Consider the following 23,525-nt stretch of genomic DNA (forward strand, 5'->3'; position numbering starts at 1 on the left):
AGGCTTGGGTCTTACCGTTCTGGCCATGTTCATGGCTAGTCCATGATTGGCGGACTACTGCGTACGATGCGCTTGCCGATTTCCAGCTTCACGGGATCAGGCATATCCGAGAGCGGCCAGAGCGCCGCCATGAACAGCCCCGCAAACGCGATTTCCACTGGACGATCCTTGAGTTTGGCGAAAATGTGTCGGGCGGCCTTATCCGCGGGCCAGCTCAATGGCATCGGCGCATCATTTTTCATCGTCAGCGCAGAGCCAGTGAAATCGGGGCCGACGACAGTGACTTCGATGCCTTCTGGCGCCAACGCAATGCGCCGGGATTCAAACAGCTGTCGCATCCCGGCTTTCAAAGCACCGTTGGCTTCTGCCCGGGGCAACGGCAGGTAGGTCACTGAACTGGCCAAGCCCACCAGATGCGGCGCGATGCCGCTCCGTAGCAGCGGCAGGGCGGCTTCGATGCAATAACTGCTGGCAAGCAGATTGGTACGCAGCACGTGTTCGACGATGGTGGTGTCAAACTGCTTGGCATCGACGTATTCGCTGGTTCCAGCGTTGATAATCAACGTGTCCAGCGAGCCCCAGAGTTCGGTGATCTGTTCTCCGATTTCTCGCACGGCCTGACTGTTGGTCAGGTCGCCGGGTGCGACCAGGACTTGGCCTGGATAACGTTGGGACAAGACTTTCAACGGCGCCACCGAGCGAGAACTCACCGCAAGGTGAGCGCCGGTTTTCAATATTTCTTCTGCCAGGGCTGCACCAATGCCGCTGCCGGCGCCGGTTATCCAAAATCGTCGTGGACGCGCAAGACTCATCCCATTCTCCCTTTTAGGCAGTCAATCATCCGCTCCAATACCGATAAACGCTCATTACACAGTAATCCGATATTAAAGTTATCCCAGTGGCAAAAAAATTCATTGCGCTGGATCAATGGTTTTGACTTTCGGTGCGTATACCGCAAGCAACTATTCATGGTCGCCTCCGGCGTTTTGTCTTGATGGCAGGTTCTTGAACGCGGCGAGTGCCCGTGCGCGCGATGCGTGCAGGTCGACAATCGGGGGGGGATAATCCGCCACACCGAACAAGCCGCCCAGATTCGCCGGGTTGTGCACTTCTTTTTTGTTGAGCCCCGCCAACTCCGGCAACCAGTGCTTGATGAACAGGCCTTCGGCGTCGAATTTTTCCGACTGGCTCAATGGATTGAAAATCCGGAAGTAGGGCGCCGAGTCGGTGCCGGTGGATGAACTCCATTGCCAGCCACCGTTGTTGGCCGCCAGGTCGCCATCGATCAAATGGCGCATGAAAAAGCGCTCGCCTTCGCGCCAGTCGATCAATAGATTTTTGGTCAGAAACATTGCCACTACCATGCGAAGGCGGTTGTGCATCCAGCCGGTTTCCAGCAGTTGGCGCATCGCCGCGTCGATGATTGGCACGCCGGTGCGGGCTTGCTGCCAGGCTGTCAGCTCTGACGGCGCATGGCGCCAAGCGAGGGCCTCGGTTTCCGGGCGGAACGCACGGTGCCGGGAAACCCTTGGGTAGCCGACCAGTATGTGTTTGTAGAATTCGCGCCACAGCAGTTCATTGATCCAGGTAATGGTACCGATCTTGCCGCTTTCGAATTCGCCCTGATTGTTTTGCAGGGCGGCGTGCAGGCATTGGCGTGGGGAAATCACTCCGGCAGCGAGGTAGGCTGACAGTTGGCTGGTGCCGGGCTTCGCCGGGAAGTCCCGTTCGCTCTGGTAGTAGTCGATCCGGTCGTCAGTGAAAGTGTCGAGGCGACGTCGCGCTTCAGCCTCACCGGCGGGCCACAAGGCACGCAAGCGGTCGGTCGGTGGTGCGAACCCGTTGATATGGGGCGGAACCTTGTCGCTGGAAATGTTCAGGGGCGCTTGGGCCATCGGGGCACTGACCAGATGGGGCAACGAGCGGTGCAGGCGTTCGTAACAGACCTTGCGGAACTGGCTGAAAACCTGGAAGTACGTACCGGATTTGGTCAGTAGGGTGCCGGGTTTGAACAGCAGTTGATCAAGGTAACTGTTAACGGCAATGCCTTCGGCTTGCAATGCCTCCATCACCGAGGCGTCGCGCCGGCTCTCATGAACACCGTATTCCTCGTTGAAATGCACGGCATCGATCTGCAGATGCCGGCACAGCTCAAGCAATACCCCGGGTGCTGCCTCCCAGTGCGATGCGTAGCGAATCAGCAAGGGAATGTTCAGCTCGCCCAACGCCTGGCTCAATTCATCAAGGTTGCGTAACCAGAAGTCCACTTTGCACGGTGCATCGTCGTGGTCCAGCCATTGCTCCGGGCTTAGCAGATACACCGCCACGCACACGCCTGCCGCAGCGGCGGCCGAGAGGGCGGTGTTGTCGTTTACGCGCAAGTCGCTGCGCAGCCAGATCAATTGCATGCCGGTAACCACATTAAATGAGCCCACGCTGAACGAGTGCCTGGTGTGCCAACAAAGGATCTGCGGCCAGGTACAAGTCAGCCATCACGACAGTTTTCTCGGACAACTCGGCAGGGTGAATGCACACCGTTGGTCCGGCGATCATTTTTGGGCAACTGACGCCATTCAAAAGTTTCGTCAGCTGCATAAGGTTTAAGGCTTTGCTGGAATACAGCAGAACGCCTCGCGGTTGCAGGTGTTCAACCGCCAGAGCCAGCTCACCGGCCGGTAACGGCCAGTCAAACACCTCCACCGGGCAATCGGCGCTGCTGATCAGCCATGCGGTGAGCCACAAATGAGGTTCCAGTGGCAAGTCCGAGTGATTGATCAACAACAGTGGCGTGGTGTGTAGCTGACGGTTGTTATGGTAGATGCGTGCGCCAAATTTGCTGCGCAGCCAGGAATAAAAAAACACGCGCTCCATCTGTGCGCCGAACTGGCCCTGCCAGCGTTGTTCCAGATCGGCCAGCAATGGCATCAACAGTTGTTCGCACAAAGTTCGCGGCGGGTACAACGCCATGGCCTGATTGACGGTGTCGTCCAGCGTACGTTCGGCCAGCCGCGAGACCGCTTGCAGCAATGCCTGGCGTAACAGTTGCCAATCGTTTTCCGCGGATTCGGTAAAGGTTTGCGCAGTGTCGAGCAGTGGCTTGACCTGGCTGACGGCGACCCCGCGATTGAGCCATGTGAGGATCGTCAGGATACGTTGCACGTGCTCGGCCGAGAACAGCCGATGCCCCTTGGGTGTACGCCGCGGCACGATCAAGCCATATCGCCGTTCCCAGGCGCGGAGGGTGATGGCGTTGACGCCGGTCTGCCGGGCCACTTCGCGAATCGGTAGCCAGCCTTCGTCGAGGGCCTTCTTGAAGGCCTCGCCGTGGCCATCGCTGGCGCTACTGTCGAATGAGGCTTTCATTAAATGGTATTTCGCAGGCTGAGGTTTTCCGGATGCGGTTGCAGGTAAACCTGCTGGGCAATGTAAGGGTCCGGGTGTTGGCGAAAGTGATGCTTGAGCAGCGTCAGTGGCACCACCAGTGGCACGATGCCGTGGCGATACTGGCCAATGACCTGCTGCACTTCCTGTTTGTCTTCGGCGCTGATCGCCTGTTTAAGGTAGCCGCTAAGGTGCTGCAGGACATTGGTATGGGTGCGGCGAGTGGCGCATTTTTTCAGGGCGGTCATCAGCTCGCTGAAATAGTACGGGCCAAGTTCCTGTGGGGTGCTGCGGCCCATGTTGCCCAGCAACGCGCCCAGTGCTTTGTATTGCACCGGGTTATGGGCCATCAACAGGTATTTGTAGCGCGAATGGAAGTCAGTGAGGGCGCGACGGCTCAGGCCTTCTTTTAGTAGCTGTTGCCAGGCACTGTAGGCGAATACGCGGGTGAGGAAGTTTTCTCGCAGCACCGGGTCGTTGAGTCGGCCGTCTTCTTCCACCGGTAAATCCGGATGCAGTGCGCAGAACGCCTGGGCATAGATGCCACGGCCACCATCGTCCAGCCGTGTGCCGTTGGCGCGGTAGACCTTGACCCGCTCCAGGCCGCAGGACGGGGATTTCTGCATGAAAATGTAGCCACAAATGTCACCCAGATTCACCGCCATCTGTTGGCCATAGTCGGCTAATGCTCGAGTGACATTGAGCTCACGATCAACCGTGCCGACAGCTTCGGGCTGATCCGGATCACCCACCAGGCGGATCGGTTCGCGAGGAATGCCCAGGCCGATGGCCACTTCCGGGCAGACCGACACGAAATCGAAGTGGTCGGTGAGGATTTGGCTGCACAGTCGTGATGCCTTGTGCCCACCGTTATAGCGCACCTCGGCGCCCATCAGGCAGGCGCTGATGGCAATTTTCGGCTTGGCGGCGGACGGGAGCATCGGAGCACCTCGAAATCTAAACTTGTACAAGTTTTTAGATTTGTACAATCTAACTTCATCATAGATTCAAAGGTGTACAAGTCAAATTTTTTGTACAGACTCCATCAACCCTATTTCTTGCAGGTGGGCTGCTGTACCTTCCGACAGCAGCAATTTACCCGGATCGATGCGCTTTACTGCAGGTGTGCATGCAGTCGGCGGGCGGCTTCCTGGCCGCTGAGCCAGGCTCCTTCGACTCGCCCGGACAGACACCAGTCGCCGCAGACATACAAGCCCAGGTCGGCGTCGGCCAAAGTGCCCCACTCGTGACTGCTGTTGGGGCGGGCATAGAGCCAGCGGTGGGCGAGGCTGAAGGTGGGCGCAGGCATCGAATCGTGCAGCAACTCGGCGAAGGCGCCGTGCAACTGTTCGATCACGGCTTCTTTTGACAGGTCGATGTGCTGCCGGCTCCAGGCACTGGTGGCGTGCAGTACCCAGGTGTCGAGTGTATTGTCGCGGCCGGGTTTGCTGCGGTTGCGCGCCAGCCATTCGAGGGGGCTGTCCTGCACGAAGCAGCCTTCCATGGGAGTGTCCAAGGGTGTTTCGAAGGCCAGTGCGACGGCCCAGGTAGGGTCCATTTTCACACCCGCGACAGCGCCGGCGAGCTTTGGCGCAGACGCCAGCAACGCCGTTGCCTGAGGGGCTGGCGTAGCAATCACCACGTGACTGAACGGGCCATGGGTGAAGCCTTCGGCATCCTGCAGGTGCCAATGCTCTTCACCCCGATAGACCTCGGTAATCCGGCAGGCGAAATGCACTTCGAGATCGCCGATCAGGGCGCGGGTGATTGCGCTCATGCGAGGCGTACCGACCCAGCGTGTTTGTTCGTCCGGCGACAGGTTGAGTTGACCGCCATGGTAGGTATACAGCTGCGGCGCCCATTCGGCGACCCAGCCCTTGGCCTGCCAGCGCTGGACCTCGGTAACGAAGCGACGGTCACGGGCAGTGAAATACTGCGCGCCCAAGTCCAGGGCACCCGCATCGCTGCGTTTGCTCGACATGCGTCCGCCACTGCCACGACTTTTATCGAAAAGCTGCACGACATGCCCTGCGTCTGTCAGGGCTTGCGCGGCTGAGAGTCCGGCAATGCCGGTGCCGATGATTGCGATAGGTACAGTCATAAGGGCCTCGTTAACCTTTCTGTACAGACTACGCCGGGGTTTAAACCTGTACAATATTGTTTTTAGGTATAACTTTCAGCGTTCTCGTTCTGACAGCTTGGCCTATTGTTAAACACAGAGCCTGCCCGATATCAAAGATCCCTTGCTTATAAAAATAGACTAGTGATCAGGGTAAAACGCCACGCGAGGAAGAAGTCATGCACATATTGCTGACCGGCGGTACTGGTTTGATAGGACGTCAGCTCTGCCATCACTGGTTGAGTCAGGGGCATCGCCTGACGGTCTGGAGTCGAACGCCTTCAAAAGTCGCCAAAGTCTGTGGTGTTCAGGTGCGTGGTATCGCCAGGCTCGAAGACGTAGGGCTGGAGCCTGTCGATGCGATCGTCAATCTTGCCGGGGCACCGATCGCGGATCGGCCATGGACGACCAAACGCAAAGCGCTGCTCTGGAGCAGCCGCATCACCCTGACTGAAACCTTGCTGACCTGGCTGGAAAGTCGTGAGCAAAAGCCAGGCGTGTTGATTTCCGGTTCCGCGGTCGGTTGGTACGGTGATGGTGGCGAGCGTGAACTGACCGAGGACTCACCGCCGGTTATCGATGATTTTGCCAGTCAATTGTGCATTGCCTGGGAGGAAACAGCCCAACGTGCAGAAAACCTGGGGATTCGCGTGGTACTCATTCGCACGGGGCTGGTGTTGTCCGCCGAGGGCGGCTTTTTGTCGCGGCTGTTGCTGCCGTTCAAGCTGGGGCTGGGAGGGCCGATTGGCAATGGCCGGCAGTGGATGCCGTGGATCCACATCAACGATCAAATCGCGCTGATTGATTTTCTTCTGCATCGCAATGAAGCCAGCGGTCCCTATAATGCCTGCGCACCGAAGCCGGTGCGCAATCGCGAGTTTGCCAAAAACCTGGGTAGCGTATTGCACCGCCCGGCGTTCATGCCGATGCCGGCTCTGGTGTTGAAGGTCGGCCTGGGCGAGTTGTCGTTGCTGCTGCTGGGTGGCCAGCGGGCGACGCCGGCGCGCTTGCTCAAAGCGGGTTTCACTTTCCAGTTCACCGATTTGCGTGCGGCCCTGGACGATCTGTCCAGCCGCCTCTGAAATAGGACGTTGCATGACCGGTCACGCGTTGCTTTTGGTCAACCTGGGCTCTCCTGCCTCCACCTCGGTGGCGGATGTGCGCAGCTACCTCAATCAGTTTCTGATGGACCCGTATGTGATCGACCTGCCATGGCCGGTGCGACGCCTGCTGGTGTCGTTGATCCTGATCAAGCGACCCGAGCAGTCGGCCCATGCCTATGCCTCGATCTGGTGGGAGGAGGGCTCGCCACTGGTGGTGCTCAGTCGACGCCTGCAACAGGCCATGACTGCCCAATGGCACCATGGGCCGGTTGAGTTGGCGATGCGTTATGGCGAGCCATCCATTGAATCGGCGCTGCTGCGCCTGACAGCCCAGGGCCATAAGCGGATCACCCTGGCCCCGCTCTATCCACAATTCGCCGACAGCACGACGACGACGGTGATCGAAGAAGCCAAACGCGTGCTGCGCGAGAAGAAACTCGACGTACAGCTATCGGTGCTTCAGCCGTTCTACGATCAGCCGGAATACCTCGATGCCTTGGTGGCCACTGCCAAACCGCACTTGCAGCAGGATTACGACCATCTGTTGCTGAGTTTCCATGGTCTGCCGGAACGTCACTTGAAGAAGCTCAATCCGGGGCACAGTTTTGAAGGCGGCGGCGATTGCTGTGCCGGCGCATCGCCGGAAGTGGTCGCTACCTGTTATCGCGGCCAGTGCCTGCGTACCGCCAAGGAGTTTGCCAAGCGCATGGGCTTGCCGGACGGCAAGTGGTCGGTGTCATTCCAGTCGCGTCTTGGCCGTGCCAAATGGATCGAACCCTACACCGAAGCGCGCCTCGATGAACTGGCCAAAAGCGGCGTGAAGAAGGTGCTGGTGATGTGCCCGGCCTTCGTTGCCGATTGCATCGAGACGCTGGAAGAAATCGGAGACCGTGGGCTGGAGCAGTTCCGCGAGGCGGGGGGCGAGGAGTTGGTGCTGGTGCCGTGCCTCAATGATGACCCGCAGTGGGCGCGGGCGTTGAGCACATTGTGCGAAAGGGCGCCGTTGGCTCTTTAAAAAGCTTCGCGAGCAGGCTCGCTCCCACAGAGAAATGCATTCCAACTGTGGGAGCGAGCCTGCTCGCGAAAACTATTTCATTCACAACAAAGATCTTTAAGCCCTACAACAGCGGCTCATCCGCCTTCTTGTGCTTCCAGCTGTCATTGCCCGGCAAAATCAGGTTCAGCGCAATCGCCACCACTGCGCACAACGCGATGCCTTTGAGGCCGAAGTCGTCAGGGCCGGTGCCGGTGCCAACCAGCACGCCACCAATGCCGAACACCAGGGTCACGGAAACGATCACCAAATTACGCGCTTCGCCCAGGTCGATCTTGTGGCGAATCAGCGTGTTCATGCCTACCGCCGCGATCGAGCCGAACAACAGGCAGAGAATCCCGCCCATTACCGGTACCGGAATGCTTTGCAACAACGCGCCGAACTTACCGATGAACGCCAGGCTGATGGCGAAGATAGCCGCCCAGGTCATGATTTTCGGGTTGTAGTTCTTGGTCAGCATCACCGCGCCGGTCACTTCGGCATAGGTGGTGTTGGGTGGGCCGCCGAACAGGCCAGCGGCTGTAGTGGCGATACCATCGCCCAGCAGGGTGCGGTGCAGGCCGGGTTTCTTCAGATAGTCGCGACCGGTCACGCTGCCCACGGCAATCACGCCGCCGATATGTTCGATGGCCGGTGCCAGGGCCACCGGAACGATGAACAGAATCGCCTGCCAGTTGAACTCCGGCGCGGTGAAGTGCGGCAACGCGAACCACGGTGCTGCGGCAATCTTCGCCGTATCGACGACACCGAAGTAGAAAGACATGCCGAAGCCCACGAACACGCCGGAGATGATCGGCACCAGGCGGAAAATGCCTTTGCCGAACACCGCGACGATCAGGGTGGTCAGCAGCGCTGGCATCGAGATCATCATGGCCGTCTGATAATGAATCAGCTCGGAACCGTCGCCGGCCTTGCCCATGGCCATGTTGGCGGCGATCGGCGCCATGGCCAGGCCGATGGAGATGATCACCGGACCAATCACCACGGGCGGCAGCAGGCGGTCGATGAAACCGGTGCCTTTGATCTTCACGGCCAGGCCGAGGAAGGTGTAGACGAAACCGGCTGCCATTACGCCGCCCATGGTCGCGGCCAGGCCAAACTGACCCTTGGCGAGGATGATCGGGGTGATGAAGGCGAAACTCGACGCCAGGAACACCGGCACCTGACGCCCGGTGACAACCTGGAACAGAATCGTGCCCAGACCTGCGGTAAATAATGCCACGTTCGGGTCGAGCCCCGTGATCAGTGGCATCAGCACCAAGGCGCCGAAAGCCACGAACAGCATCTGCGCGCCGGACAGCACCGTACGCCAGAGCGGATCGTTGAACTCATCCTGCATGGTTACGCGTCCTTCTGCTTGGTGCCGAAGATCTTGTCACCGGCATCGCCCAGGCCCGGGATGATGTAACCGTGCTCGTTGAGTTTTTCATCGATGGAAGCGGTGTAGATGGTCACGTCCGGGTGCGCCTTCTCGACCACGGCAATGCCTTCCGGCGCGGCGACCAGCACCATGGCGCGGATGTCCTTGCAGCCAGCTTTCTTCAACAGATCGATGGTGGCGACCATCGAACCGCCGGTAGCGAGCATCGGGTCGATGATCATCGCCAGGCGTTCGTCGATCTCCGGCACCAGTTTCTCAAGGTAAGTATGGGCTTCGAGGGTTTCCTCGTTGCGGGCCACGCCCACGGCGCTGACCTTGGCGCCCGGGATCAGGCTCAGCACGCCTTCGAGCATGCCGATGCCAGCGCGCAGGATCGGCACCACGGTAATTTTCTTGCCGGCGATTTTTTCCACCGACACGGTGCCGCACCAACCCGGGATATCGTAGGTTTCCAGCGGCAGGTCTTTGGTGGCTTCATAGGTCAGCAGGGCGCCGACTTCCTGAGCGAGCTCACGGAAATTCTTGGTGCTGATGTCTGCGCGGCGCATTAGGCCAAGTTTGTGACGGATCAGCGGATGGCGGATCTCGAGGATGGGCATGGGGAAAGGCTCCAGCGGCGGGCAAAAAAACCGGCCTAGATTAATCTATCCGAGGGTGTTGTCCTATAGACATTACTGTACGTTAGTCCACAAACGCTTGATCTGGCCTCGCTTGATGCGTACCTTTGCCCGCTTTTCCGAAATCGACCCTCCCCCTCAATTCCCTGGAGAGCGCCATGTCCGCTAATCTCGAGCATATCCGTCAAGTCATGCGAGAGGCTGACTGCCTGTACACCGAAGCTGAAGTCGAGGCGGCCATCGCCCGCGTCGGTGCGCAAATCAACGATCAACTGGCGGACAGCAACCCGGTGGTGTTCTGTGTGATGAACGGCGGGCTGATTTTCTCCGGCAAGCTGCTGACTCATCTGAACTTCCCGCTGGAATCGTCCTACCTGCACGCCACCCGTTATCGCAACGAAACCAGCGGTGGTGAGCTGTTCTGGAAAGCCAAGCCGGAAATCTCGTTCATCGACCGTGACGTGCTGATCATCGACGATATCCTCGATGAAGGTCATACCCTGGGCGCGATCATCGACTTCTGCAAGCATGCCGGCGCGCGCAAAGTGCACACAGCGGTACTGATCGACAAGGACCACGACCGCAAGGCCCGCCCGGACCTCAAGGCCGATTTCGTCGGTTTGCCATGCATCGACCGTTACATCTTCGGTTACGGCATGGACTACAAAGGCTACTGGCGCAACGCCAACGGGATTTTTGCCGTTAAAGGCATGTAAACCCCGCGTCATACTCCTGTGGGAGCGAGCAGGCTCGCTCCCACAATGGTTTCAAGTTCATCAATCCGCATTCATACACCCATGCTAGAGTGCTTGGCCCCGATTCCGGAGCCTGTCATGAGCCTGTTGATCCGCAGCTGCACCGTCCTGTTACTGACCCTTAGCCTGCCCTTGGCCGCCGCCCCGGCACCAATGCACGGTCAATTTCTGCCTCCGGACGACCTGACCCTGCGCGATGCCGAACCCGAACAGCAGCAACTGATGCAGGTCACCGACTATTCCGTGGTGGTTGGCAGCCAGCGCCAGTCCAATCAGCAGCCAATACCGGTCACCTCGCCGCTGCTGATTCGTCTCAAGGGTAAATCCCTGAACAAAGGCGCGACGATCAATCAGGTGTTGGTCAATTTCGATGGCGAAAACAAAAGCCTGAAAAAGCCGGTCTACGACGATCAGAACAAGACGCTGACGCTTTATTACCCGCTGGCTCAGTATCGGGTGGTGATCGACTTGTTGCGCAATGACACGGTGTATTGCCAGTTCCTTAGCTACGCCAATGGCCATGTCTGGGCCGATCTGCACACGGGCAGTGTTCGTCCGCGTTGAGTGCCGGGCCTGCGCAGGGGTAAACTGCCCGCCCCGTGAAATGTCTGCGAGCTGGAGTCGGCAATGCGTAAAGATAAGAAACAAGTGATTGGTGACGAGATCGGCGACGAGCAGATCAAGTTGTTCCTCGATTTCGAACCGGTCGACGCCACTTCGCCTTCGTTGCACAAGCTGATCAAGGCCTATCGTGGCCTGCGTATCGACGATTTCGAGCGTTTCCTGACGTTCTTCGTTGAGGCGGGTTACGACGTCAACGGTAAGGACGAGCACGGCAATGACTTCGTTGCCCTGATTCAGGATCAGCGCAATGCGCCGGATTACATCGAACTGATCGAAAAGGCTCGCGGCTGATCCTATCCGAAGCGAACCGAGTACCTGTGGCGAGGGGATTTATCCCCGTTGGGCTGCGAAGCGGCCCCAAAATCTGCTGGTACGGTGTGTCAGGCAAACCGCATTCAAAAGGTTTGCGACTGCTTCGCAGCCGAACGGGGATAAATCCCCTCGCCACAAATTGAGGTGAACCCAAAATATTGGTTCACCGGCCATAAAAAACGCCCCGCTCTCAAGGAGAACGGGGCGTTTTTATTGGGGCCGAATCAAGCGTAGCTTTCGGTTTCGCTGCTGGCTTCAACCAGTTCCAGGGCAACGTTGTTCTGCGCGTTGATCTTGCGATACAGCGCAGCATCGGTTTCCAGGACTTTCTCACGGGCCGGGAAAATTTCCGCCAGTTTGGCTGCCCATTCGCCTTTGGCTTTACCCGGGAAGCATTTTTCGATCAGTTCCAGCATGATCGAAACAGTCACCGAAGCACCTGGGGAAGCACCGAGCAGGGCGGCAAGGGAGCCGTCCTTGGCCGCGACCAGTTCGGTACCGAACTGCAGGACGCCGCCTTTTTTCGGGTCTTTCTTGATGATCTGCACCCGCTGGCCGGCCACTTCCAGGCGCCAGTCTTCGGCTTTCGCTTCCGGATAGAAGCGGCGCAAGGACTCCAGACGCTGCTCCATCGATTGCATCACTTCGCTGACCAGGTACTTGGTCAGGTCCATGTTGTTTTTCGCCACGGCCAGCATTGGACCAATGTTGCCGGCACGAACCGACATCGGCAGGTCCATGAAGGAGCCATGCTTGAGGAACTTGGTGGTGAAACCGGCGTACGGTCCGAACAGCAGGGACTTCTTGCCGTCGACGACGCGGGTATCCAGGTGCGGAACGGACATTGGCGGCGAACCGACGGCTGCCTGGCTGTACACCTTGGCCTGGTGGTGCTTGACCACTTCAGGGTTGTCGCAACGCAGCCACTGGCCACTGATCGGGAAGCCGCCGAAGCCTTTGCTCTCTTCGATGCCCGAAGCTTGCAGCAGCGGCAATGCCGCGCCACCAGCACCCAGGAATACGAATTTGGCGTCGACTTCACGGGTGTTGCCGGTGTTGACGTCCTTGATGCTGACGGTCCAGCCGCCATTGCTGCGCTTGAGACCAGTGACGCGCTTGCAGTACTTGACCTGGGCATCGGGTGCGCTGGTCAGGTGCTTGAGCAACTGGTTGGTCAGGGCGCCGAAGTTGACGTCTGTACCGTTGATCACGCGGGTGGCGGCGAGAGTTTCGCCAGCGTCACGTCCCGGCATCATCAATGGCATCCACTCCGCCATTTTTGCCTTGTCTTCGGTGTATTCCATGTCGGAGAAGGCGTGATGCTTGCTCAGCAGCTTGAAGCGTTCCTTGAGAAACGACACGCCTTTGTCGCCCTGCACGAAACTCAGGTGCGGCACCGGACTGATGAAGGATTTGCACGATCCGAAGGTGCCTTTTTTGGTCAGGTACGACCAGAACTGCTTCGACACCTCGAACTGGGTGTTGATGTGCACGGCTTTCTTGATGTCGACTTTGCCATCGGCAGACTGCGGCGTGTAGTTCAGTTCGCACAGGCCGGCGTGACCGGTACCGGCGTTGTTCCACGGGTTGGAACTCTCCGCCGCACCGGAATCCATCAGCTCGACGACTTCCAGCTTGATCGCGGGGTCGAGCTCTTTGAGCAGTACCGCGAGGGTGGCGCTCATGATGCCGGCCCCTACCAGTACTACGTCGACTGCTTCGTTATGCGCCATTTAACGCGTCTCCAAAATCTGCAGCACCAAATTGACGGCATGGCTGCCAGGAGTGACAGGGCGTGTCTGTATTGCCCCAGGTACCCATGGCAGGATCGCCATGTCCGAATCTTCGCAATTTTTTGCAACTTCGACGGACGCTGCCTGCCGGGTCTAATCAGAGTCCCATGAACTCATTTCAACGGGCGGCTGGCAATTCGACTTATGGTCGATACATCCGTTTGTGCAACCAAATCCGTAGCGGACAGGCTTCAGGCTCCGGTATTCGAGGTGTACTCGGTCCTGTGTCTTCGGGCTGTTGTAGACGCTAATGGTGCATGTTCAGACGCAAAACTATTCATTTGCTCGCCACACTCTTGTGAAGTTGTGAAAACCCGTTTTTTTCACGCTCTTTTGAAGACGTGAACCTCAAAAAGGGCTGTCCCAGCCTGGCACCGTGCCCGGGTGGTTGGCCGCCAGGCAATGCATGGCGGGCAAATCGGGCAGACAGCTCAGTGACCGAGCGTAATGACAGCTCTGCAGATTCGCGAAAAGTGGAGGTTTTGCTTGAATAACAGCAAGCGCGCCAGCTTCACTCGATCTGTGTGGGCGGCTCTCTGTGGGCGGTGCGGGGGTGTCAATACCAAGGCATTGACGATGCTGCGAGGCCCGATCAGGAGACGTCCTTATAATCGGGGGGAGATTGTAGCGAAGAAACGCGGGGAATTGGTCGTGTTTAATGACTTTTATTAGGCGTCTGGTCAGGTCGTCAGCAGTTGGCGCGCACGTGAACGGGGTTGCGGCTGGGTAACCCGGGCGCTGGCGGGCAAAGGCCGGTGCAACCAGTTCAAGCGGATTTCCTCGATTTCGACCCAGCCATCGCCCATGGGTTGAAGGCTGCACTGTTTGAAGGCCTGGCAATGGCCGTTGCGGTCGAGCAGGGCGAAACAGCGATGCAGCGGACGTGGCGCGAACATTGAGATGAGAAAGCGCATGGCAAATGACCTCATGGGTGATTACCTCACACGTTGTCAGATCGTCGTGACGTGTTGGTGAAAAGAGGGTGAACGATGTGTGACATCGAACCCCGCCCTGCAGGGCATGTCAGAGAATTCAGCAATCGCTGCGAGCGGCTGGTTAGCCGCAGTGGCGCACCGCTATACTGCCGGCCTGTTTGTGCCTGATTCTGGAGAGAAGAGCATGTTGCAACGCCTGTTGTTCGGTTTGATTACTGTGACCAGTTTGACGCTGGTTGGCTGCGCCCACAGCCCGCAACAACTGAACCCGGAACCCAAGCTGACGGCGCAACTGGCCCCGGTAGGCCACGGGCAGCCGGTGGTGGTGCGTGTGGTGGACGGTCGTCCGTCGCCGACCCTGGGCACCCGTGGTGGTCTGTACCCGGAAACCAGCGCGATTACCGTGCAGGGCCAGCAAATCCTGCCAAAGTTGCAGGCTCAGGCCGAAGCTGCCGTGCGCCTGTTGGGGTTCACCCCGACCGCCAATGCGATGAACGCGCCACAACTGACCGTGACCCTGGCCGAACTGAAGTATCAGTCGCCTAAAGAAGGCATGTACGTGACCGAGGCGACCATCGGTGCGACGTTCCGCTCCGATGTGCAGAATGCCAATCGTCGTTACAGCGGTCGTTACGGCTCGTCCCTGGACCAGCGCTTCGGTATGGCACCGAACCAGGAAACCAACACCAAGCTGGTCAGCGACGTGTTGAGCGATGCGCTGACCCGCCTGTTCAAGGATCCGACCGTGGGGCAGATTCTCGGCGAATAACCATTCGCGCGGTGTAAAAAAAGCCCGGTGCCAGCAATGGTCCCGGGCTTTTTCATACCTGTGGGAGCGAGCCTGCTCGCTCCCACAGGGGAATCGCGTAATCAAGCGGCTTGAGAGTAGAAGTCCAGCACGCTGACGCCCGTCAGCAAGTCCGTTTCCGGCAAATCCGCATGCTGATGACCGCCCAGTGCGCAATACACCAGCCAGTGACGGTCCTGGACGTTGAAGGCGAGGCTGCCGACGAGGGTTTGTTGTTCTTCGCTGTGATTGATGAAGTAGAGGCGATCCTGGTTTTCGGCGTGGAGCATGTCGCAATCCCTGTCGGTTTCGAGGGGCGATAGACTGGCCTATTCAGATGACGAAGCTGTGACTCAGGGCAGCCATTGATCAATTGCTTCGTTATTTGTCGGAAAGAGAGGGCAGGTAAGGAGGCTTTCGGTAGAATCCGCGCCCGTCTGCCACACCTGTTTTGACTGAGGCTTGTGATGTCGCTGCACTTGATGACGCTGTTAACCGCCCATCCTGCCAAATTGATCAATTTGCTGGCTTTATTCTTTGCCTTCCCGGGCGGCTGGTTGCTGCACGCTACCCGTCGTCGCGAACGGCGCGCTATCGCCAGCCTCCAGGCGCAGCGCCAGAGCCGTCCCAGTGAAGAGCCCACGCTGGATTGGGCGACCGTGCGCATGAACCGGTTTTTCTACGTCTTTGGCTTTGCCTGCCTCGGGCTGGCGCTGCTCGTATCCTGGATCAGCACGCGGGTCTGAACTCTGTAGCAAGGAGCTTCTGTGGCGAGGGGATTCATCCCCGTTCGGCTGCGAAGCAGCCGCAAAACCTGTGAAGGCGATGTTTCGGATACACCGCATTCTCAAAATTTAGGACTGCTACGCAGTCCAACGGGGATGAATCCCCTCGCCACAGGGCGCCGTTGTCGTATCCGGAGTTAAAGCGGCAATCCCGCCTTCACCCGATACTGATTCCTCACCGGCGTCGCGTATTGCAGCACCAGGAACGGGCGGTGTTCCTCGGGGCAGGCATCCAGTCGTTGTTGCCATTCGGCCTGGGCCTTGGCCAGTTCATCGGCCGCAAACATCTCGGCAGCCTTTGGCACCTGCAATTGCGGGTCGGCGTCTTTCCACTGGGCATAAGCCAGGTAGTGCACCGGGAACAAGCGATAACCGCCAAGGATCTGCTTGTCCATTTCGACCGCCAATTGCTTGGTGTCTTCAAACAACTCCGTAATTGGCGCGGCAAAGTTCACATGCACCCGGCCTTTGTAGCCGGTGATGCCCTTGGCAATGCTCACGTCATCCTCGCCTGGCGCCTTGGTGTAGGTGCCGGTGGTGGCGCGGATGTAGAGTTCGCGGGCCTTGGCCTGGTCGCACGGGTCGTATTCGTAGCTGATCGACACCGGGGTCAGGTTCAGCGATCGGATAACTTCGCCGAACGGCTCGTCCTTGCGGCTCATGTGGAACATCTTGAGGATCGCCGATTCGGTACGGTCGTCACCGTCCTTGGCGCGGCCTTCGGCCTGGGCGATCCAGATCGAGGCGCAATCGTTGCGGATCGAATGGTTGATGTAGGCCGAGAGCAATTGATAGGCCGCCATTTTCTCGCGGCGTCCGGTGATGGAGCGGTGCACGATAAAGCTCTTGTTCAGGCGCATAAGGTCGCTGACGAAGGGCTTTTGCAGCAAGTTGTCGCCAATGGCGATGCGCGGGGTCGGCAGGCCGGCGTGGTATACGGCGTAGTTGACGAAGGCCGGGTCCATCACGATGTCGCGGTGGTTGGCGATGAACAGATAAGCGCTGCCGGACTTAAACTGCTCGACACCGGTGTAGGTCACCCCGTCCGTGGCGCGTTCGATGGTGTGGTCGACGTAGTACTCGACTTTGTCCTGCAAGGTCGCCACCGACGTGATGCCGGCAAACTCGCGGCGCAGTCGATGAGCTATAAGAGGTTTGAGCGCCCAGCCCAAGGCGCCGGCAAAACGCGGGAAGCGGAAGTGGGTGAGGATATCTAGAAACGCCTTGTCGCCGAGCAGTCGTGCCAGCACCGCTGGGACTTCGCTGTCGTCGTAAGGTCGGATGGCATCGAATTCGCCCATCATGCTCTCTTGTTAGAAACGGCTAGGGTAAGTAAAGGTTCTGATCGAAAAACAGCGGGGCACGGTCTGAAAAAGTAGCCAGACAAAAATAGCCCTGCAAATAGACCGGCGATTATACGCACAAGTCACCCGGGAGACCGTGATGCTCGAATCTGCAGTGTATGAATGTCCGTATTGTGGAGAAGAAGTCGAGACAACCGTGGACCTGTCCGGTGGCGATCAGGAATATATTGAAGACTGTCAGGTGTGTTGCAAGCCGATCAGGTTTGTCCTGCAGGTGCACGGCGAGGAATGGCTGCTCGATGTCTATGGCGAAAACGATTGAGGGGCAGGTATGCAGCGAATCTACGAACCGGAAAACCTGATGGAGGGCGAGTTGCTGCAAGGCATGCTCGCCAGTGAAGGCATCGAGGCGCATCTGGTGGGTCGCGACCTGGTCGGTGCCAGCGGCGAATTGCCGATCTTCGGCCTGCTGGGGCTGGCGGTGGATAACGATCAGGCCGATTACGCCCGCGAGCTGATCCGCGCGTACAATGCCGCGCTGCCGCTCTCCGGCGATGAACCGGAGAGCTTTCCCGGCACGCTGGTCTGTTAGGCTGGCGGATCGTTTGACCAAGAGTCGTGCTGCCCCATGTGTGGACGTTATGCCCTGTTTCGCTGGAACCCCGCCTTCGCGGCCCTGCCTGGCTTCCCCGCCGATCAGCAGGCCCAGTGGAACATTTCCCCCAATGACTCGGTGTTGATCCTGCGCGCCGACGAAGATGGCCAGCGCGGGTTGGCCCGAGCGCGCTGGGGGCTGACACCGCCGTGGCTGACCGATCTGTCCCGCACCCCGGCCCATGCCCGTGCCGAAACCGTGGCCGAACAACCGATGTTTCGTGAAGCCCTGCGCCTGCGCCGTTGCCTGCTGCCGGCCAACGGTTTCTACGAGTGGCGCGGCACCACGCGCAAGCGCCCGTATTGGCTGACGCCGGGAGAAGGGTCGTCGCTGTTTTTCGCGGCGATCTGGGAAGCGTATCCGGTGCAGGAACAGGTGTGGCTGAGCACCGCGGTCATCACCCAGCCGGCGGCCAGTCAACGGCGTCCGTTGATTCTCGATGCGGCGGGGCAGGAGGCCTGGCTCGATCCCAAAACGCCGCTGCATGCCTTGCAGGCCTTGCTGGCCAGTGAACCCGCGGCGTTACGCGAACGGGTGCTGGCGAACATGGTCAATGATCCGAAGCTCAATGGTCCGGAGTGTCTGACGCCGGGTTAAGATTTTGGGCATTTGTGCCGCGCTCTTCGCGAGCAGGCTCGCTCCCACAGGGATTTGTGAAAACCACAGATCCAATGTGGGAGCGAGCCTGCTCGCGAAAGGGCCTTCGGATCAGACCTTGAACTGATTGATCAACCGCCGCTGCTGCTCGGCCAATTTGGTCAACCCCGCGCTGGCCGCGCTCGATTCATCCGCTCCGCCCGCCACTTCATTGGCCACTTGCCCGATGTTGATCACGTTGCGGTTGATGTCGTCCGCCACCGCACTTTGCTCCTCGGCGGCACTGGCGATCTGGGTGTTCATGTCGTTGATCACCGACACCGCTTGCGTGATGGTTTCCAGGGCCTCGGCCGCCTTGGCCGCGTGTTGCACGCTTTCGTCGGTGCGGTTCTGGCTGTCCTCCATGACCCGCACCACATCACGCGTGCCTTGCTGCAACTGCTGAATCATGGTCTGGATTTCTTCAGTGGCCTTCTGGGTCTTCTGCGCCAGGTTGCGCACTTCGTCGGCCACCACGGCAAAACCACGACCCTGCTCACCGGCCCGGGCCGCTTCGATGGCCGCGTTCAGCGCCAGCAGGTTGGTCTGTTCGGCAATCCCGCGAATGGCTATGAGGATCGCATTAATGTTTTCGCTGTCCTTGGCCAGGGTTTGTACCACGCCCACCGCACGACCGATTTCCACCGCGAGGGCGCCAATGGAGTTGGAGGTGTCGTGGACAATCTGTTTGCCCTGGCTGGCGGCCAGGTCGGCGTGACTTGCGGCTTGCGCGGCCTGGGTCGCGTTGCGGGCCACGTCCTGGGCTGTAGCGGTCATTTCCTGTACGGCGGTGGCCACCTGGTCGATCTCGGCCATTTGCTTGTGCACGCCGGTGTTGGTGCGAATGGCGATGTCGGCGGTGTGTTCCGATGAATCGCTGACGCTCTGCACCGAGGTCACCACTTGGGTGATCATTGCCTGCAGCTTGGCCAGGAAGGTGTTGAAGCCCTTGGCAATCGAGCCCAGCTCATCGGAGCGGTCGCTGGTCAGGCGACGGGTCAGGTCGCCTTCGCCCTGCGCAATGTCGTCGAGCATGGCGACCATTTGCTTCAGTGGGCGGGCAATGCCGTGGCCGACCAGCCAGATTACCAGCAAGCCGATACCGGCAATCAGCAGGCCGACCATGGCCATGCCGAAGGTGTCGGAATTGCGTTGGGTGTTGAGGTCGGCTTGAAGTTTTTGCAAGTCAGCCATCACCGCGTTCAATGGCAATTGCAGCATCAGGGTCCAGCGGGCGTCGGTCTGGCCGATGCCGAAAGGCAGGTACAACTCGATCCGGCCCTGGGTCTTGTCGACGCTGTAGGTGACTTCGCCACGCTTGAGATTGGCCATGTTGGCAATCTGCTGGGCATCGAGGATGTCGCTGACCTTCTCACCGAATTTACTCGGGTCTTTGGTGTAGGCAACGATCCGGCCATTGCCGCCGATCAGGGCCATTTCCCCGGCGCCGCTGTAGAGCTTCTGGTTGGCACCCAGCAGCATTTCCTGGATGAAGTTCACCGACAGGTCGGCACCGACGATGCCCTGGAAGGCGCCGTTGAGCATGATCGGTTCAATAAAGGAGGCGAGCATGACGATTTTGTCGCCGACCTTGTAAGGCGCCGGATCGATCACGCAGGATTTTTTGGTTTCTTTCGAGCACAGGTAGTACTCGCTGGCGCGCACGCCGGTGGACAAGGTTTTCTGGTCGTCCACGTCCACCAGTTTGTCCAGGCCGAGGCTGCCGTCCTCGTTGCGGAACCACCAAGGCAGGAAACGCCCGTTGCTGGCATCGATGCCGACGACGTTGGTGCCGATGTAGGCCGCATCATTGTGATCCAGTGCGTCTTTTTCCCAGCCGATGTAGGTGCCGAGGATTTTCGGGTTCTTGGCCACGTTTTCCTTGATTAGACCGATCAATTGTTCGCGGCTGAGGCTCAGCGCTGGTTGGCCATCGGCCCCTGGCGTACCGATCAGCGCGTTAACCCGCACCAGGCCGCCGGCAATCAGCAACGGTGCTTCGAGTTCGCGCTGAATCTGGCTGACCTGGGTTTGCGCCAGGGAGGTCAGGCGTTGCTCGATCACTTGCTCGAATTGCGCCTGGGTCCGCTCCTGGACCATGTCTTGCGTCCGGGCGCCGGAAAACAGCGCGTATACCACCAGCGCTGCCACGACACTGAGAACGATGGCACCGGCAAGGGCTGCCACGGAAAACTGGATTGACTTGAATTTCATGGGGGCTCCGCACGCAAAAGGTCGTCTGCGGAGGTGTATCGGCAAGGGGTTCGAGGGGCATTAGCGGGGGCTGGGGAAATGGCTGTTTTTGCGTGCTTGATGTCGTAATTGAATCATCGCGGGCCGCTATTGGCTGTGGTTCGTCCCGGTTTGTGAATTTTTTCCTACGGCGATGAGAGCTTTGTCCGAAATCTGCGTCTCAGGTTTGTTGTATCTGGCGCCGATACACTTCCAGGCCTAGGATACGAAGATGTTTTCAGGGAGTTTTTTGATGAACAAGATATTGGTTGTGTGTGGGCTGAGCGCGAGTTTGCTGCTCACCGGCTGCCAATCGGTTAATACCACTAGCGCTGGCGCTGTGGGTGTTGAGCGCAAACAGTACATGTTCAGCATGTTGTCCTCGGACGAGGTCGATCAGATGTATGCCCAGTCTTATACGAAGACCGTGGGCGAGGCGAGCAGCAAGGGTGTACTGGACAAGACCAGTAGCGATGCCAAGCGCGTTCAGGTCATTGCCGACCGGCTCATTGCGCAGGCGCCGAATTTCCGTCCGGATGCGGCCCAGTGGAAGTGGGAAGTCAATCTGATCAAGAGCGACGAACTCAATGCCAACTGCGGTCCAGGCGGCAAAATCTTTGTGTACACCGGGCTGATCGACAGCCTGAAGCTCACCGACGATGAACTGGCCGCCGTCATGGGCCATGAAATCGCCCACGCCTTGCGCGAGCACGGTCGCGAAGCGATGTCCAAGGCTTACGGAATCGAAATGGCCAAGCAGGGCGCCGGTGCCTTGCTCGGTCTGGGCCAGGGTAGCCTGGCGGTGGCGGACGCCGTGGCCAACTACGGCATGACGTTGCCCAACAGCCGTGCCAATGAAAACGAAGCCGATCTGATCGGTCTCGAACTGGCCGCCCGTGCAGGCTACAACCCGAACGCCGCGATCACCTTGTGGGACAAAATGAGCAAGGCCAGCGAAGGTGCGCCGCCGGAGTTCCTCAGCACGCACCCGTCTTCCAGCAGCCGGACCGCTTCGTTGCAGGCGGCGATTCCGAAGGTGATGCCGCTGTACGAACAGGCCAAAAAACAGTCGTATTGAGAGTCTGCCAACACTTTCGCGAGCAAGCCCGCTCCCACATTGGCACTCGGTCAAATGTGGGAGCGAGCCTGCTCGCGAAGAACCATAACGCGGACTAGCGACCTACCACGTCAAACCCACCCACTGCTCTGCATCGCCTTGTACACCGCAACGATCGCCAGGATGAAGAACGCCGACGCTGCCAGTCGACGAATCAGCGTCAGTGGCAATTTATCCGCGGCAAAGTTACCCGCCAGAACCACCGGTACGTTGGCAATCAACATCCCGGCGGTGGTGCCAATGATCACCAACCACAATTCCGGATACTGCGCTGCCAGCATCACGGTTGCGATCTGGGTCTTGTCGCCGATTTCTGCCAGGAAGAATGCAATCAGCGTGGTCAGGAATGGCCCGAACTTGCGGGCGGTGCTGGCTTCGTCGTCATCCATCTTGTCCGGCACGAGGGTCCACAGGGCGGTCGCTGCGAAGCTCGCCGCGAGGATCCAGTGCAGCAAGGTGTCCGAGAAGAAGCTGCCAACCCAGGCGCCTACCGCACCGGCTGCCGCGTGGTTGGCCAGGGTTGCGGCAACGATACCGGCAATGATCGGCCAGGGTTTGCGGAAGCGGGCCGCGAGGATGAGCGCGAGCAGTTGCGTCTTGTCGCCGATTTCGGCCAAGGCAACGATTGCGGTAGGAACGAGTAATGAATCCAGCATCAGGGTTTTTCCTAAGGGGCGGGTCGACACGGCTATGACACGTACAGCCTCCCCGCCCCGGGTAAGGTGTTCGTGTCATAGGTCTTGTCAAACCCGGCGATCCGTCTGATGCGGACGCTTGGGTCGCATGCGCCATGGTCTGAGGACCAAGTATGTTGACGCATGCCGGGCGAGCATGGCGCTCGCGGGAGACTACTCCCCTAGGACGGAGCGGATTCTGCCTAGGCAAAACCCATCGTGCAAGCACAAATTTCTACGCGCGTTTGGCCCGATAGATACGAAAGCCTTGTCCTTCGGCCTTGATTGCGCAGGGGCCCAGGTGCTCTTCGATCAACGGCTGATACTTCAGGAAGCTGTTGGCGACCAGGCGAAGTTCGCCACCGCTTTTCAGATGTTTTGCCGCTTTTCGCAGCAAGTTTTCCGTGGCTTGGTAATCGGTGTGAACCCCGGTATGGAACGGTGGGTTGCTCAAGATTGCATTCAAACCCATCGGGGCCGCATCGATACCGTCACCGGTCATCACCTCGGCTTCCAGACCATTGGCCGCCAGGGTCATACGGCTGCTGGCGGCGGCGAAGGCATCGACATCCAGCATTGTGACCTGATTGTCCGGGTAGCGACGTTTTACCGCAGCCCCCAATACCCCAGCGCCACAACCGAAGTCCAGCAGATGGCCACTCGGCAGTTTGTCCAGATGCTCCAACAACAGGGCCGTACCGCGATCCAGTCGACCATGGCTGAACACGCCCGGCAGGCTGATGACTTTTAACGGACCTTCGGCCAGCGGCAGCTCGTATTCCTGGGCCAGACTTTCCAGTGATTTGGCTTGCGGCGCGTTGGCCACGGTAACTTGCCAGAGCTGGCAATGCCGCGCGCTGTCGAGCTTTCGCGGTTTGCCAAACGGGTTCAGTTGCTTGGCCGCGCCTTCGATGCCACTGCGTTTTTCCCCGACAAGATACACCTCGCGACCTTCAAGGCGCGAAGCCACGGCGTTGAGGATGTAATCGGTCAGATCCCTGGATTTGGGCAGAAACACCACGGCGGATTCGAACGGGAACTCAGGTGCGTTCACGCCAAAATCGCAGCGGCCGGCAAAGCGTGCCTCCAGCGCCGCTTGATCGCCGGCATGCCAGCACCAGCCGCGCGCGGCGGGTAGGCGGCCGAGCAGATCGTCGGCGGGCAAGCCGGCCAGCAGCACCGAACCCTGGAATAACTCAGCCTGACGAAGCAGTACTTCACTGCGCGGATCCATAACTGCTCCTGTGAAAAAAAGTGCCGC

25 protein-coding genes, 1 pseudogene and 1 riboswitch are annotated in these 23,525 nt (G+C 59.1%); of the genes and pseudogenes, 11 read left to right on the forward strand and 15 right to left on the reverse strand.

What is annotated here, in order from left to right; genetic code table 11:
• Positions 1–35 precede the first annotated feature (35 nt).
• From ACSFE6_RS04440 to ACSFE6_RS04460, 5 genes are all read right to left on the reverse strand, one after another.
• Complete coding sequence (locus tag ACSFE6_RS04440; protein WP_435426445.1) at positions 36–812, reverse strand: SDR family NAD(P)-dependent oxidoreductase; 777 nt, start codon at positions 810–812, stop codon at positions 36–38.
• A gap of 150 nt (positions 813–962) precedes the next feature.
• Entirely contained in the window at positions 963–2,408 is a 1,446-nt protein-coding gene (gene phrB / locus ACSFE6_RS04445) for a deoxyribodipyrimidine photo-lyase (protein WP_435426446.1), read from the reverse strand.
• Between the two features lie 13 nt (positions 2,409–2,421).
• Positions 2,422–3,363: a MerR family transcriptional regulator gene (locus ACSFE6_RS04450; protein WP_435426447.1), complete on the reverse strand. Its 942-nt coding sequence runs from the start codon at positions 3,361–3,363 to the stop codon at positions 2,422–2,424.
• Positions 3,363–4,322: a YbgA family protein gene (locus ACSFE6_RS04455; RefSeq protein WP_435426448.1), complete on the reverse strand. Its 960-nt coding sequence runs from the start codon at positions 4,320–4,322 to the stop codon at positions 3,363–3,365. The genes ACSFE6_RS04450 and ACSFE6_RS04455 overlap by 1 nt, the downstream gene beginning before the upstream one ends.
• Before the next feature lie 173 nt (positions 4,323–4,495).
• Positions 4,496–5,482: an NAD(P)/FAD-dependent oxidoreductase gene (locus ACSFE6_RS04460; protein ID WP_435426449.1), complete on the reverse strand. Its 987-nt coding sequence runs from the start codon at positions 5,480–5,482 to the stop codon at positions 4,496–4,498.
• A 197-nt stretch (positions 5,483–5,679) separates the two neighbouring features.
• Here ACSFE6_RS04460 and ACSFE6_RS04465 point away from each other — a divergent pair, with 197 nt between their 5' ends.
• Positions 5,680–6,582, forward strand: a complete 903-nt coding sequence (locus ACSFE6_RS04465) for a TIGR01777 family oxidoreductase (RefSeq protein ID WP_435426450.1) — start codon at positions 5,680–5,682, stop codon at positions 6,580–6,582.
• A 13-nt stretch (positions 6,583–6,595) separates the two neighbouring features.
• Positions 6,596–7,618, forward strand: coding sequence for a ferrochelatase (hemH, locus tag ACSFE6_RS04470; protein ID WP_435426451.1), 1,023 nt, complete (start codon positions 6,596–6,598; stop codon positions 7,616–7,618).
• A gap of 103 nt (positions 7,619–7,721) precedes the next feature.
• Here hemH and ACSFE6_RS04475 read toward each other — a convergent pair whose 3' ends face one another.
• Both ACSFE6_RS04475 and upp read right to left on the reverse strand, forming a co-directional pair.
• A complete protein-coding gene (locus ACSFE6_RS04475; RefSeq protein WP_435426452.1) occupies positions 7,722–8,996 on the reverse strand; it encodes a uracil-xanthine permease family protein in 1,275 nt (424 codons plus the stop codon).
• A gap of 2 nt (positions 8,997–8,998) precedes the next feature.
• Positions 8,999–9,637, reverse strand: coding sequence for a uracil phosphoribosyltransferase (gene upp / locus ACSFE6_RS04480; RefSeq protein WP_435426453.1), 639 nt, complete (start codon positions 9,635–9,637; stop codon positions 8,999–9,001).
• Between the two features lie 176 nt (positions 9,638–9,813).
• Here upp and ACSFE6_RS04485 point away from each other — a divergent pair, with 176 nt between their 5' ends.
• The 3 genes from ACSFE6_RS04485 to ACSFE6_RS04495 all read left to right on the forward strand — a co-directional run bounded on the left by ACSFE6_RS04485 (position 9,814) and on the right by ACSFE6_RS04495 (position 11,325).
• Complete coding sequence (locus ACSFE6_RS04485; protein ID WP_435426454.1) at positions 9,814–10,371, forward strand: hypoxanthine-guanine phosphoribosyltransferase; 558 nt, start codon at positions 9,814–9,816, stop codon at positions 10,369–10,371.
• A gap of 117 nt (positions 10,372–10,488) precedes the next feature.
• On the forward strand, positions 10,489–10,974 hold the full coding sequence (locus ACSFE6_RS04490) for a hypothetical protein (protein ID WP_435426455.1): 486 nt from the start codon (positions 10,489–10,491) through the stop codon (positions 10,972–10,974).
• A 63-nt stretch (positions 10,975–11,037) separates the two neighbouring features.
• A complete protein-coding gene (locus ACSFE6_RS04495) occupies positions 11,038–11,325 on the forward strand; it encodes a PA4642 family protein (RefSeq protein ID WP_180205349.1) in 288 nt (95 codons plus the stop codon).
• Positions 11,326–11,570: 245 nt separating this feature from the next.
• Here the strand turns inward: ACSFE6_RS04495 and mqo are convergent, their stop codons facing one another.
• Together mqo and ACSFE6_RS04505 are read right to left on the reverse strand one after the other, a co-directional pair.
• Complete coding sequence (gene mqo, locus ACSFE6_RS04500) at positions 11,571–13,079, reverse strand: malate dehydrogenase (quinone) (RefSeq protein ID WP_435426456.1); 1,509 nt, start codon at positions 13,077–13,079, stop codon at positions 11,571–11,573.
• Positions 13,080–13,819: 740 nt separating this feature from the next.
• Positions 13,820–14,053: a hypothetical protein gene (locus tag ACSFE6_RS04505; RefSeq protein ID WP_435426457.1), complete on the reverse strand. Its 234-nt coding sequence runs from the start codon at positions 14,051–14,053 to the stop codon at positions 13,820–13,822.
• 205 nt (positions 14,054–14,258) lie between these two features.
• On the opposite strand from ACSFE6_RS04505, the gene ACSFE6_RS04510 reads away from it, so the two are divergent.
• Positions 14,259–14,843 (forward strand): YajG family lipoprotein, encoded by a 585-nt coding sequence (locus ACSFE6_RS04510; protein ID WP_435426458.1) that lies wholly within the window; start codon positions 14,259–14,261, stop codon positions 14,841–14,843.
• Between the two features lie 101 nt (positions 14,844–14,944).
• Here the strand turns inward: ACSFE6_RS04510 and ACSFE6_RS04515 are convergent, their stop codons facing one another.
• On the reverse strand, positions 14,945–15,151 hold the full coding sequence (locus ACSFE6_RS04515; protein ID WP_435426459.1) for a hypothetical protein: 207 nt from the start codon (positions 15,149–15,151) through the stop codon (positions 14,945–14,947).
• A gap of 177 nt (positions 15,152–15,328) precedes the next feature.
• Between ACSFE6_RS04515 and ACSFE6_RS04520 the strand changes: the two genes are divergently transcribed.
• Complete coding sequence (locus ACSFE6_RS04520) at positions 15,329–15,607, forward strand: hypothetical protein (protein ID WP_435426460.1); 279 nt, start codon at positions 15,329–15,331, stop codon at positions 15,605–15,607.
• A gap of 176 nt (positions 15,608–15,783) precedes the next feature.
• On the opposite strand, the gene ACSFE6_RS04525 is transcribed toward ACSFE6_RS04520, so the two are convergent.
• The gene (locus ACSFE6_RS04525; RefSeq protein ID WP_435426461.1) at positions 15,784–16,950 is read right to left on the reverse strand and encodes a 1-acyl-sn-glycerol-3-phosphate acyltransferase; all 1,167 of its coding nucleotides are present in this window, start codon (positions 16,948–16,950) and stop codon (positions 15,784–15,786) included.
• A gap of 139 nt (positions 16,951–17,089) precedes the next feature.
• On the opposite strand from ACSFE6_RS04525, the gene ACSFE6_RS04530 reads away from it, so the two are divergent.
• The 3 genes from ACSFE6_RS04530 to ACSFE6_RS04540 are packed head-to-tail and all read left to right on the forward strand — an operon-like array spanning position 17,090 to position 18,202.
• Positions 17,090–17,272, forward strand: coding sequence for a CPXCG motif-containing cysteine-rich protein (locus tag ACSFE6_RS04530; protein WP_435426462.1), 183 nt, complete (start codon positions 17,090–17,092; stop codon positions 17,270–17,272).
• A gap of 9 nt (positions 17,273–17,281) precedes the next feature.
• Complete coding sequence (locus ACSFE6_RS04535) at positions 17,282–17,542, forward strand: putative signal transducing protein (protein WP_175390274.1); 261 nt, start codon at positions 17,282–17,284, stop codon at positions 17,540–17,542.
• 36 nt (positions 17,543–17,578) lie between these two features.
• Positions 17,579–18,202: an SOS response-associated peptidase gene (locus tag ACSFE6_RS04540; RefSeq protein WP_435426463.1), complete on the forward strand. Its 624-nt coding sequence runs from the start codon at positions 17,579–17,581 to the stop codon at positions 18,200–18,202.
• Between the two features lie 111 nt (positions 18,203–18,313).
• Here the strand turns inward: ACSFE6_RS04540 and ACSFE6_RS04545 are convergent, their stop codons facing one another.
• On the reverse strand, positions 18,314–19,156 hold the full coding sequence (locus ACSFE6_RS04545) for a methyl-accepting chemotaxis protein (RefSeq protein WP_435426486.1): 843 nt from the start codon (positions 19,154–19,156) through the stop codon (positions 18,314–18,316).
• A gap of 12 nt (positions 19,157–19,168) precedes the next feature.
• Positions 19,169–20,455 (reverse strand): annotated as a pseudogene (locus tag ACSFE6_RS04550) (HAMP domain-containing protein); the annotation flags it as partial.
• A 271-nt stretch (positions 20,456–20,726) separates the two neighbouring features.
• Between ACSFE6_RS04550 and ACSFE6_RS04555 the strand changes: the two are divergent.
• Positions 20,727–21,551, forward strand: a complete 825-nt coding sequence (locus ACSFE6_RS04555; RefSeq protein ID WP_435426464.1) for a M48 family metallopeptidase — start codon at positions 20,727–20,729, stop codon at positions 21,549–21,551.
• 110 nt (positions 21,552–21,661) lie between these two features.
• Here ACSFE6_RS04555 and ACSFE6_RS04560 read toward each other — a convergent pair whose 3' ends face one another.
• A complete protein-coding gene (locus tag ACSFE6_RS04560; protein WP_057398025.1) occupies positions 21,662–22,246 on the reverse strand; it encodes a TMEM165/GDT1 family protein in 585 nt (194 codons plus the stop codon).
• Between the two features lie 89 nt (positions 22,247–22,335).
• Positions 22,336–22,460, reverse strand: a riboswitch (yybP-ykoY riboswitch).
• Positions 22,461–22,499: 39 nt separating this feature from the next.
• Positions 22,500–23,498: a methyltransferase gene (locus ACSFE6_RS04565; RefSeq protein ID WP_435426465.1), complete on the reverse strand. Its 999-nt coding sequence runs from the start codon at positions 23,496–23,498 to the stop codon at positions 22,500–22,502.
• Between the last annotated feature and the right edge of the window lie 27 nt (positions 23,499–23,525).

It is taken from the genome of Pseudomonas baetica (assembly GCF_051216495.1).
In the GTDB taxonomy this organism is placed as follows: Bacteria; Pseudomonadota; Gammaproteobacteria; order Pseudomonadales; family Pseudomonadaceae; genus Aquipseudomonas; species Aquipseudomonas baetica_B.

Coding starts and splice junctions, on each gene's coding strand:
- ACSFE6_RS04455 (WP_435426448.1), bottom strand. CDS start 4,322: ATGCTCCCGTCCGCCGCCAAGCCGAAAATTGCCATCAGCGCCTGCCTG.
- ACSFE6_RS04535 (WP_175390274.1), top strand. CDS start 17,282: ATGCAGCGAATCTACGAACCGGAAAACCTGATGGAGGGCGAGTTGCTG.
- ACSFE6_RS04525 (WP_435426461.1), bottom strand. CDS start 16,950: ATGATGGGCGAATTCGATGCCATCCGACCTTACGACGACAGCGAAGTC.
- ACSFE6_RS04485 (WP_435426454.1), top strand. CDS start 9,814: ATGTCCGCTAATCTCGAGCATATCCGTCAAGTCATGCGAGAGGCTGAC.
- ACSFE6_RS04460 (WP_435426449.1), bottom strand. CDS start 5,482: ATGACTGTACCTATCGCAATCATCGGCACCGGCATTGCCGGACTCTCA.
- phrB (WP_435426446.1), bottom strand. CDS start 2,408: ATGCAATTGATCTGGCTGCGCAGCGACTTGCGCGTAAACGACAACACC.
- ACSFE6_RS04515 (WP_435426459.1), bottom strand. CDS start 15,151: ATGCTCCACGCCGAAAACCAGGATCGCCTCTACTTCATCAATCACAGC.
- ACSFE6_RS04520 (WP_435426460.1), top strand. CDS start 15,329: ATGTCGCTGCACTTGATGACGCTGTTAACCGCCCATCCTGCCAAATTG.
- ACSFE6_RS04540 (WP_435426463.1), top strand. CDS start 17,579: ATGTGTGGACGTTATGCCCTGTTTCGCTGGAACCCCGCCTTCGCGGCC.
- ACSFE6_RS04555 (WP_435426464.1), top strand. CDS start 20,727: ATGAACAAGATATTGGTTGTGTGTGGGCTGAGCGCGAGTTTGCTGCTC.
- ACSFE6_RS04450 (WP_435426447.1), bottom strand. CDS start 3,363: ATGAAAGCCTCATTCGACAGTAGCGCCAGCGATGGCCACGGCGAGGCC.
- ACSFE6_RS04560 (WP_057398025.1), bottom strand. CDS start 22,246: ATGCTGGATTCATTACTCGTTCCTACCGCAATCGTTGCCTTGGCCGAA.
- ACSFE6_RS04495 (WP_180205349.1), top strand. CDS start 11,038: ATGCGTAAAGATAAGAAACAAGTGATTGGTGACGAGATCGGCGACGAG.
- ACSFE6_RS04565 (WP_435426465.1), bottom strand. CDS start 23,498: ATGGATCCGCGCAGTGAAGTACTGCTTCGTCAGGCTGAGTTATTCCAG.
- ACSFE6_RS04440 (WP_435426445.1), bottom strand. CDS start 812: ATGAGTCTTGCGCGTCCACGACGATTTTGGATAACCGGCGCCGGCAGC.
- ACSFE6_RS04530 (WP_435426462.1), top strand. CDS start 17,090: ATGCTCGAATCTGCAGTGTATGAATGTCCGTATTGTGGAGAAGAAGTC.
- ACSFE6_RS04510 (WP_435426458.1), top strand. CDS start 14,259: ATGTTGCAACGCCTGTTGTTCGGTTTGATTACTGTGACCAGTTTGACG.
- upp (WP_435426453.1), bottom strand. CDS start 9,637: ATGCCCATCCTCGAGATCCGCCATCCGCTGATCCGTCACAAACTTGGC.
- ACSFE6_RS04545 (WP_435426486.1), bottom strand. CDS start 19,156: ATGATCACCCAAGTGGTGACCTCGGTGCAGAGCGTCAGCGATTCATCG.
- ACSFE6_RS04465 (WP_435426450.1), top strand. CDS start 5,680: ATGCACATATTGCTGACCGGCGGTACTGGTTTGATAGGACGTCAGCTC.
- ACSFE6_RS04490 (WP_435426455.1), top strand. CDS start 10,489: ATGAGCCTGTTGATCCGCAGCTGCACCGTCCTGTTACTGACCCTTAGC.
- mqo (WP_435426456.1), bottom strand. CDS start 13,079: ATGGCGCATAACGAAGCAGTCGACGTAGTACTGGTAGGGGCCGGCATC.
- hemH (WP_435426451.1), top strand. CDS start 6,596: ATGACCGGTCACGCGTTGCTTTTGGTCAACCTGGGCTCTCCTGCCTCC.
- ACSFE6_RS04505 (WP_435426457.1), bottom strand. CDS start 14,053: ATGCGCTTTCTCATCTCAATGTTCGCGCCACGTCCGCTGCATCGCTGT.
- ACSFE6_RS04475 (WP_435426452.1), bottom strand. CDS start 8,996: ATGCAGGATGAGTTCAACGATCCGCTCTGGCGTACGGTGCTGTCCGGC.